Raw genomic sequence first — 9,584 nt, forward strand, 5'->3', positions numbered from 1 at the left:
AGCCCTTAAAATTGCACATCTTCTCGCTCATTTTTGTCGGTTCTAAGAGTATCCAAACCTTTCGCAGCCCAGCGCATTGTCTCAATGTATTTTGCCAGACTCGCCACAGTCGGAGCCTCAAACAAATTGCTGACCGATAACTCGACTTGCAAAGCGTCTCGGATGCGAGAAATCAACTGAGTTGCTAGCAGGGAATGCCCGCCTAGTTCAAAGAAATTATCGTAGATACTAACCTGCTGTTTTCCCAAAACTTTAGCCCAAATTTTCCCGATCGCCTTTTCGAGATCAGTCCGAGGCGCTACATAATTTTCTGTTATATCCTCGCTGTCTGTATCTAGATCGGGCAAGGCGCGGCGGTCTACTTTGCCATTAGGCGTCAGTGGCATATTCTCCAACACTGCATAAGTTGCAGGAACCATATATCCTGGTAACTTTTCTTTCAAAAATTGGCGCAGGTCACTTGACTTGAGATTTTGAGTTTCGGATTTTTCATTAAGGCCGTCAGGAATAACATAAGCTACCAAATGTTTATCGTCGGGGATGTCTTCCCTCACAATTACTACTGCTTCGCGCACTTGTGGATGCTGGCACAATGCCGCTTCAATTTCTCCCAATTCGATGCGGTAGCCGCGAATTTTTACTTGGTCGTCAACGCGGCCTAAAAACTCGATGTTGCCGTCAACCCAATAGCGGCCTAAATCACCTGTTTTATAAAGGCTAGAACCAGATTTATTGCTAAAAGGATTAGGAATGAATGCAGCAGCAGTTAAATCAGGCTGGTTGAGGTAGCCTTTCGCCAATCCGTCACCGCCGACGTACAATTGACCTATAACACCGATCGCCACCGGCTGCAAATCCGCATCGAGGAGATAAATTTGCGTGTTGGCGATCGGGCGGCCGATGGGGATAGATGTTGCGGTTTCGGGTACGTCTTGCACGCAATAATAAGCCGAAAATGTGGTATTTTCTGTAGGCCCGTAAACGTGAATTAATTTAGTGGTTGGCTGTTGTTTGAGAAGTTTTTTAACCCATCTCATATCGACCGCTTCTCCGCCAAACAGCAAGCAGCGCAGCGAATCAAAAGCTTGCGGTAAAACTCTGGCAATTTGTTGAAATAAGGCAGTTGTTAAAAACAAGACGGTGATGCCTTCTTGGCGCAGTTCTAAGGCTAAATCGTGAGGCGAAAGGGTAATATTTGTGCTAATTCCCACGAGTTGAGCGCCGTTAAGCAAGGCTCCCCAAATCTCGAATGTGGCTGCATCGAATGAAGCGTTTGATGCTTGGGCAATTTTATCGGTAGGTTCTATTTTTATATAGTTGGTGTTGAGTACCAGCCGATTTACTGCTTTGTGGGTGACAGCAACTCCCTTGGGTTTTCCTGTAGATCCAGATGTGTAAATAACGTAAGCTAGGTTGTCTGCTGTTGCGGTGTTGGCGGGATTTTCGGCGCTTTCTTTGGCGATGTGTTCCCAATCGCGATCGAAGTAAATCACCGAGTTTGAGAAGTCTCGGAAATTCTCAATCAATTTATCCTGAATTAGCAAGACTTTAACTTGAGCATCTTCCAGCATCAAGTTTAGCCGATCGCGCGGATAGCTCGGATCTAACGGTAGGTAGGCTCCTCCCGCTTTCAGTACAGCCAACATCCCGACAATTAGGTCGATCGATCGTTCTGCACAAAGCCCCACTAAAACCTCCGCCCCCACGCCCAGTTTTTGTAGGTAGCGCGCCAGTTGGTTGCTGCGACTGTTGAGTTCTCTGTAAGTGAGGTGCTGGCTGTCGAAAGTTAGGGCGACATCCTCCAGATGCTGCTGGGCCCGCTCTTCAAATAACTGATGAATGCACTTATTTTGAGGATAATCTGTCCGAGTATCGTTCCATTCTCTGAATAATTGATTCACTTCATCCTCGCTCAATAAAGGTAAGTTAGCGATTCTTTGTTCGGGATTAGCCACAATGCTTTCCAGCAGCGTTTTAAAATGCCTCAGCATTCGGGCGATCGTAACTTCATCAAATAAATCTGTATTGTACACAGCTAAGCCTCTGAGGCCTTCCGAATCTTCCCAATGTTCGCCGTATCTGCTCCTAAAATTATCGGAAGCTTCCCACAAATACAGCTCTAAATCAAAGCGCGTTGTTTGAGTCTCCAAAGGGAAAGAACTCAACTTTAATTCTGGCAATTCTAGCTCGTCCAGCGGCGCATTTTGCAGCCCAAATACCACCTGAAACAGCGGGTGGCGATTCAGCGATCGCTCTGGGTGCAATTCCTCGACTAGCTTCTCAAAAGGCAAATCTTGGTGAGCGTAAGCTCCCAGGGTTACTTCCCGCACCCGGCCCAAAAAATCTCGAAATGTCGGGTTTCCCGAGCAGTCTGTTCGCAGCACTAAAGTATTGACAAAAAAACCGATTAATGCTTCTATTTCGCTGCGGTTGCGATTGGCGATCGGCGAACCTACAACAATATCTTCTTGCTGCGAGTAGCGGTAAAGCAAAGTTTGAAATGCTGCGAACACTGTCATAAACAAAGTCGCTCCTTCTCGCTGCGAGAGCGCTAAAAGTGCGTCCTTCAGCTTTTTAGGCAGTTCTAAATATTGAGTTTTTCCCCGATAATTTTGCCTAGCTGGTGCAGGGCGATCCGTCGGCAAATTTAACACAGAAATTCCGTGCAATTGCTGCCGCCAATAAGTTAGCTGAGTTTCTAATACTTCACCTTGCAGCCATTCGCGCTGCCACTCGGCAAAGTCGGCATATTGAAGTGATAATTCTGGCAGGGGAGATGGCTGTCGATCGATCAAAGCTGTATAGATAACCTCCACTTCTCGAATTAGCACGCCGATCGACCAATCATCGGAGGCTATGTGGTGCATATTTAGCAAGAGAATATGCTCGGTCTCTGTCAGCCGCAGGATGGTTACTCGCATCAGCGGCCCGGTGGATAAATTGAAAGGGCGAAGAGATTCTGCTGCCGAGAGTTTATTTGCTTCTATTTCCCGTTGTTCAGGTGGCAAATTTTGCAAGTCTAATACTTTTAAATTAGTCTTGAAAGCGGGAGAGATTATCTGCACTGGTTGACCTGATACCGCTGCAAAAGTCGTTCGCAAAGTTTCGTGGCGCTGCACTATTTCGTTGAATGTTTGCTCTAAAGCTGTTAAGTTGAGGGAACCAGTTAAGCGCAGTGCTGTTACTACATTATAGAAAGGGTTTTCCGGTGCGAATTGGTCGAGAAACCACAACCGCTGCTGGGCAAATGATGCCGGAAAGACAAAGACTTCGGCTTCTGAGGAAATATTCAGTTTTTGTCGATCGTTTGTAAAGGAATTGTCATAAATTTCTGATGCCATATCTATTGCTCTTGGGGGATGAGGTGTGTTAATTTTTTGATGGCGCGGGGTGGCTTTTTGAGGGTGCGATCGCCTCTTAAAACTTTCGCGAGCAAAAGATCGGAACCTTTAATATAATAAATCTGGGTGCGGGAGTGCGAGAGAAAGGCGGGCAAAAGAAACCGGATTTTTGGCCGCAGCATCAAGTTATCCGTTGAGGGGCTAGGAGTGCCACCCCCCAATCAAATTTAGTAGCGGAACGGGCTCTTAGGCTTGTGATTCGGGTGCAATCGGGTGAGTTAGATGCGAGAATTTCCGGGATCAATCCGTGGAGAGGTCAAGCTGTAGTATGATTTTTAATTGCACAAAGTGTTCTTGAGGCGATTAAGAGCGGGATAGCTTTGCTTCACGCAATTTTCTCACATTTCTAGTTTAGCGACTACTATTGATTAAACAGTGTTCGCAATCTCTTAGATCAACTCACTATAACTTGCGACCTGATTTGGCAAAATACTTAAGAACACTGAACGTGCAGTTTAAATTAGAGGTTATGGGCTAATGGCGCAGCGGAACGTATACTCGTCAAAGGGCGAGCCAGAGGATGCACAATCAGCAGAAGAAGTCCTCCACTCAGTAATGCAAGAACTGGACGCTTTGCATGAAAATGTCAAAGGCCAGTTAAATCAAGACATTACTCGGCTGCAAACTGAAAAAAATCACCTGATTGAAGATATTGAAGACCTCCGGGAGCAATATCGCAAATTGCAGTCTCAGCAAATGGAATCTCTGTCTGGGCGATACATTCAGCAGCAGCAATTGTGGCTGAAGCAGTTGGCTCAAGTTTTGGCTCACAATTTGCAAGATTTGTTGGTGCAGCGGTTCAACGAACTCAGCGCTAACTCGGGACATTCTCTCAGCAGCCCGATCCCCAGCGGGGAGTTCCCGATACCCCTGCCGCCGAGCAACTACGACGAACGGGCCTCGGAGTTGCTGGCGGCGCTGGATGAAAGGATCGATCGCAGTTTCCAGATGCTGGAACAAGATTTAACCAGTTACGAAAGTGAGCTTTCCGTGCGGCTCAACAACATGAAAACCCTGGAAATGCAAGGGGAAGAGCTGTTACAAAATCTCGTAAACCGCATCAGAGAAGAACTCGAAGCAGAAGAAGAATATCTTGAGAATCCTTTCGATGCTCAAGATTCCTATCCCGAGGAATCAACTAATTCTGTTAATTCTGTCCGCCCGCCATTAGTGCAGCCAACACCTGTGGAAACGCCGCGGGAGCCGGTGCCGGAACCCTCTTCAGTGCCCTCTCCAGCAACCGCTAAAGCAGCTTCTCAAGTACAGACAGGTTTGGTGCTGGCTTTGTCTTCGGCGGTGGTATTGTCACTATTTAATGTGTGTTTGAGAATTCTGATTAAAGGCAAAAATCCTCGGATGGTTTTTGGCTTGTTTGAATTTCCGGGGGTGGTGACTCCAGGTTTTGGAAATTCTTTGTTGATTTTGTTGATGCGGCTGATCGTAGTGATGGCTTTGATGCCGATATTGGCGACATTTTTGTATCCTTCTGTGTGGAAAGATATTAGACGGTTGTTCCAGTCGGGCGATCGAGCTTTGTGGAGCAAGGTTTTAGGAAGCGCATTTTTTCTGTTTTTGTCTCAGGTTTTGATTTATTTGGCGATCGGCAATATTCCAGCGGGGATTGCGATTACGATTTTCTTTATTTACCCGATCGTCACCGTACTGGGTTCTTGGATCTTGTTTGGTTCTCGCCCCACCACAGTTGGCTTTTTTGCGATATTCGGGATTACCGCAGGTCTGATTTTAGCTGGGTGGCCGAGTTTTGCGGCCCCAGCTCCGGGCGGCGGCAATGTTGGAGTGGGAGTCGCTGCAGCACTGGCTTCTGGGATTACCTTTGCAGGTTACGTATTGCTGACGCAAATGGCCGCGGGCAAGCTGCACCCCATTCCTTTTAGTTTAGTTAATTTCGCCGCGATTTTTGTATTTTCGTCCCTGAGTTTGTGGGTGCCACTGTCGGAAAATTTATCTCCTAAAATCGACCAAAATGTTTGGCCTGGTTTGATTTTAGGAGGTGTTGTTTTAGGGGTGCTGACGCTGTTTAGCTATCTTTTGAATAATTTTGCCATCCGGTTCGCGGGGGCAGCCTTAGCGTCAGTAATTGGCACTTTGGGGCCGGCGATGACCGCACTCTTCGGTTTTCTAATTATCAATGAAAAGTTGCAGCCTGTGGCAATTCTCGGCATGGCTGTGGTGACGTTGAGCGTGGCTGCTATGAGTGTGGAACGCATAGTGGCTCCTCAGAAGAAGGCTAGTTAAGGCAATAATTTGTCCTTCATACAGCAGATTCCACGTTGATGAATGACACCCGCCGATCGCTCAATCCTCGTAGGGACACGGCACTGCCGTGTCCCTACTGCTGTTAATAAACCTGGGATACGCTGTATCTATCCAATTTAAAATCTAAAATCTAAAATCTAAAATCGACCTGACTTATGGCTACAGTCATTAAAATATCGCCCAACTTAGAGGAGTTCCTAAAACTTCCAGAAACTGAGCCAGCTTCCGAATATATCAACAAACAAATCATTCAAAAACCCATCCCCCAAGGTGAACATAGCAGATTGCAGGGTAAGCTTTGCAATGTCATCTACCAAATAGTCGAAACACCCAAGATTGCTTATGCTTTTCCCGAGTTGCGTTGCACTTTCGGCGGTGCATCACTCGTCCCAGATGTAGCAGTATTCCGGTGGGAAAGAATTCCCTTTCTACCATCGGGTAGAATTGCTAACCGCTTTGAAATTTATCCAGACTGGGCGATCGAAATTCTTTCTCCCGAACAAAGCCAAACAAAAGTGCTTGCTAAATTACTTGCTTGTTCGCAACAAGGCACTGAACTGGGGTGGTTAATAATTCCAGAAGAAGAAAGTATTTTAGCGGTATTTCCCGGGCAAAGAGTGGAACTGTACGAAGGTGCCACTGATTTGCCAATACTTAATGGAATCGAGTTAGAATTGACTGTTGAAACAGTTTTTAGCTGGTTGAGTTTTACTTAAGTTAAAAAGGCGTGACCCCGCTTGTTAAACAACAGAAAGAACCACTCGAAAACCCACAATACTAGCCTTACAATCCGGCTGATATCTGAGGCGGCACGCGCTGCGACAATTCGGAGAATGATCGTTCCAAGAACCTCCCCGCAACAACCTCAGCGAAGAGTCCCCGTCAGACTCCCAAACGCTGCCATCAGCAGGCGCACCGTTATAATTATGGTGCCAAGAATCCGCGCACCATTCCCAAACATTTCCGTGGAAATCGTACAATCCGAAAGCATTAGGTTTAAAACTGCCAACATCTGTCGTTTGAAAGCGATAAACTCCCTTCGGCGCGTCAGCGTAATTAGAATTTCCGTTGTAATTGGCTAACTCGCTGGTAATCGTTTCCCCAAAGTGAAACGGCCCCGTAGTTTGCCCCCGGCAAGCATATTCCCATTGGGCTTCGCTAGGCAAGCGATAATTCTTACCAGTTTTGCGAGAAAGTCGATCGCAAAACTCTACAGCCTCGTACCAAGATACATTTTCTACAGGTCGATTTGCACCTTTAAAACGGGCAGCATCGGGATTGAGAAATATTTTAATTTCCGGCAGCGCCGCAACTGCTGTCCACTGGGCTTGAGTGACTGGAAATTTGCTAATATAGAAAGATCCTAAAGTTACTGGGTGCTGCGGTTTTTCGTCGCTGTCACCCCGATCTTTTGGAGAACCCATGAGGAAAGTACCGCCAGGAACAGATACCATTTGCAGCACTGTACTGCTACCAAGATGTTCTTCAAAAAAACGCGCTTGGCGGCTGTTAACATTAGTTTGCTTCCCGCGCTTGTCTACTGTCACCACCTGAAACTCAAAAGTGCTTTTAACAGCGGCTATTCTCTGCGAAACCTTGTTGAGAGGCGGATTGGTGCTGGATTTTCCCGTGCTATTGACAGAGATATTGCTATTGATTTGCTCGCTTTGATTGAGCGGAGTATTGATAGCAAGTAGCCCTCTCTTTGTCACAGAAGAATTTAAAGCAAGTGGCCCTCCCTTTGTCACAGAAGAATTTAAAGCAAGTTGTCCTCCCTTGACAAAAGGGGGTTGGGGAGGTAAAGAATAGAGATTTAAAGCTTTGATTACTTCATCAGCAGATTGATATCTATTTTTGAGATAATCTTCAATTAACTTATCTAAAATTTTTGTCAGCTCGCTGCTGACTTTTGTGCCTGCTGGCAACCGTTCTCTCCACATCCAGTCGCCGTTTATCGGGTCATAAAGGTCATCGGAACCGTCAACTTTTGGCAAACATTGAGTTAGCAGTCTCAGGCAAGTTATTCCCAAACTGTACAAATCGCTTCCGGGGAAAACTTGACCGCGCATTTGTTCTACCGGCGAATATCCAGGCGTTCCTACCGTCGTGCCTACTTTGCTCATCAGCGAGCCCGTCACTTGTTTGGAAATGCCGAAATCTATCAAAACTAACTCTCCCCGCCCTCCCCTTCGGAAAGCTGAATTCCGAAAATTTCCCGCCTTTGGCAGGGAGGAGCTAACAGAGGTGCGGCGCCGCATGATATTCTCAAGTTTGATGTCTCGGTGAATGACATGGCGATCGTGCACAAATTTCAAAATCGGCAAAATATCTGCCAGCAACTGCCAAATTTTATCTTCGCTAAAAACACCCTGCTGAGTTAATTCAGCCAGTAAAGTTTGCCCCTCAATCAACTCTTGTACTAAATAAAGTCGCTTGTCTTGTTCAAAATAAGCAATTAATCGAGGAATTTGGGGATGTTCACCGAGTTCGTAAAGTCGTTTCGCTTCTTGCTTAAACAATTCTGCAGCTTTTTCAAGTGCTGAGGTTCCTTGAAATTGGGGTACAAACTGCTTAATTACGCAGGGATCGTCCATGCGATCCGTATCTACCGCTTCATAAGTTCTGCCAAATCCCCCTTCGCCCAACAGTCGAATCACGCGGTAGCGGTTTCTGAAGAGAGGGTTGAGGCCTTGCAATCCGCAACTTTGACAAAATTTAGAGTTGTCGGGATTGAAAGGATGAGAACACGTGGGATTAGAGCAGTAGAACATATCTGGGAAGAAATGATCCGATGAAGATTATGATATATCTTTTTGGCCGCCTCATGGAATACTAAAAATTAATAATTGATTATTGACAATTGACCGTAGGGAGGGCATTACCCCGCGCTTGTGTCGCCCCAACGGAGAAAGTAGAAGGGAGCATTTAAAACGCCAATTCATCCCAAGAAAGCGATTTGAGGGCAAAAAAGGTCAGCGCGATCGACCGATTTTAGCAACCCGCTTACCGCCGATATTCGTCTGGGGATTTTGGTAATTTCTTTACAGATGGCAGTATAGTACAACTCTGCGATCGCGCAACCAAAAAGCGATCGCACTCTCCGTATAAAAATAAGACTATAAACTAACAGAGCGATCCTCTTCGAGGGCTTCGCTAACGCACCGAATTGAAGAGCGATCGCTCTACTGGTAATTTTAAAGTATTGCGTATTGCGATCGAGTGTTGGAAACTAAAATTCATCAAATGAATGATTAAATATTAATTTGTAGTTTGGGGCAACAATTGATTTAGTGCACCACACAAGTATCCCTTCACCGTGTCTTTACTTGCACCCACGCCACTCGGAAGGGTAAAGATCATCTCAACATTTAATAGATTGCCGTCCATTGAGGCAAATACGTCAATTGGCAAAGCACGCTGAAATGCTGTTGCGGGATTTTCGGCTTTCATTACACCTAAGTTCAGATCCGTGCTGAGAGTCTTGATGCCCTCGCGGGCTAAAATGGGTCGTAATTGGGAAAATGCTCTCTCTATCGATAACCCCTCAACCTGAACACGTGCAGAAAAGGCTGCACCATTCAAAAAGTCCCCCTTTTTTTGAAAGCTTTCCTCGCAGGTTGTGGCAACAGCGGGGGTGGCTAAACACATGAGAGCTATAGTCAAGACAAGCGATCGCATATTAACTAAGTTATAAGAATGAAACAATCATCAAGATCGTGATGAACCATTATAGGATTGTTTGGCAAGTGATGCAAATACCTTCGATGGTTTTTAGCATGAGTTGCAGTTCGATTAGTATTGGCTTCTATTTTAGCCAGTATCTGAACTACAATACTCCGGACAGTTTTTAAAGAAGGATGCGACGCCTACGGCAAGCAACGCTTACGCAATAAATCACAGAAGCGA

At 45.9% G+C, this 9,584-nt stretch carries 6 protein-coding genes; 3 read left to right on the forward strand and 3 right to left on the reverse strand.

The window, feature by feature from the left end; genetic code table 11:
• Positions 1 to 5: 5 nt before the first annotated feature.
• Positions 6 to 3,341, reverse strand: a complete 3,336-nt coding sequence (locus QUA54_RS09095) for an amino acid adenylation domain-containing protein (protein ID WP_333414237.1) — start codon at positions 3,339 to 3,341, stop codon at positions 6 to 8.
• 537 nt (positions 3,342 to 3,878) lie between these two features.
• Between QUA54_RS09095 and QUA54_RS09100 the strand changes: the two genes are divergently transcribed.
• Positions 3,879 to 5,657, forward strand: a complete 1,779-nt coding sequence (locus tag QUA54_RS09100) for an EamA family transporter (RefSeq protein ID WP_333414238.1) — start codon at positions 3,879 to 3,881, stop codon at positions 5,655 to 5,657.
• Between the two features lie 176 nt (positions 5,658 to 5,833).
• Positions 5,834 to 6,394: a Uma2 family endonuclease gene (locus QUA54_RS09105; RefSeq protein WP_333414239.1), complete on the forward strand. Its 561-nt coding sequence runs from the start codon at positions 5,834 to 5,836 to the stop codon at positions 6,392 to 6,394.
• A 24-nt stretch (positions 6,395 to 6,418) separates the two neighbouring features.
• On the opposite strand, the gene QUA54_RS09110 is transcribed toward QUA54_RS09105, so the two are convergent.
• Positions 6,419 to 8,449: an SUMF1/EgtB/PvdO family nonheme iron enzyme gene (locus tag QUA54_RS09110; RefSeq protein ID WP_445301541.1), complete on the reverse strand. Its 2,031-nt coding sequence runs from the start codon at positions 8,447 to 8,449 to the stop codon at positions 6,419 to 6,421.
• 82 nt (positions 8,450 to 8,531) lie between these two features.
• On the opposite strand from QUA54_RS09110, the gene QUA54_RS09115 reads away from it, so the two are divergent.
• Positions 8,532 to 8,714 (forward strand): hypothetical protein, encoded by a 183-nt coding sequence (locus tag QUA54_RS09115; protein ID WP_333414241.1) that lies wholly within the window; start codon positions 8,532 to 8,534, stop codon positions 8,712 to 8,714.
• Positions 8,715 to 8,936: 222 nt separating this feature from the next.
• Here the strand turns inward: QUA54_RS09115 and QUA54_RS09120 are convergent, their stop codons facing one another.
• On the reverse strand, positions 8,937 to 9,326 hold the full coding sequence (locus QUA54_RS09120) for a hypothetical protein (protein WP_333414242.1): 390 nt from the start codon (positions 9,324 to 9,326) through the stop codon (positions 8,937 to 8,939).
• Positions 9,327 to 9,584 lie beyond the last annotated feature (258 nt).

It is taken from the genome of Microcoleus sp. MOSTC5 (assembly GCF_036701825.1).
GTDB lineage: Bacteria > Cyanobacteriota > Cyanobacteriia > Cyanobacteriales > Microcoleaceae > Microcoleus > Microcoleus asticus.

Coding starts and splice junctions, on each gene's coding strand:
- QUA54_RS09095 (WP_333414237.1), bottom strand. CDS start 3,341: ATGGCATCAGAAATTTATGACAATTCCTTTACAAACGATCGACAAAAA.
- QUA54_RS09100 (WP_333414238.1), top strand. CDS start 3,879: ATGGCGCAGCGGAACGTATACTCGTCAAAGGGCGAGCCAGAGGATGCA.
- QUA54_RS09105 (WP_333414239.1), top strand. CDS start 5,834: ATGGCTACAGTCATTAAAATATCGCCCAACTTAGAGGAGTTCCTAAAA.
- QUA54_RS09110 (WP_445301541.1), bottom strand. CDS start 8,449: ATGTTCTACTGCTCTAATCCCACGTGTTCTCATCCTTTCAATCCCGAC.
- QUA54_RS09120 (WP_333414242.1), bottom strand. CDS start 9,326: ATGTGTTTAGCCACCCCCGCTGTTGCCACAACCTGCGAGGAAAGCTTT.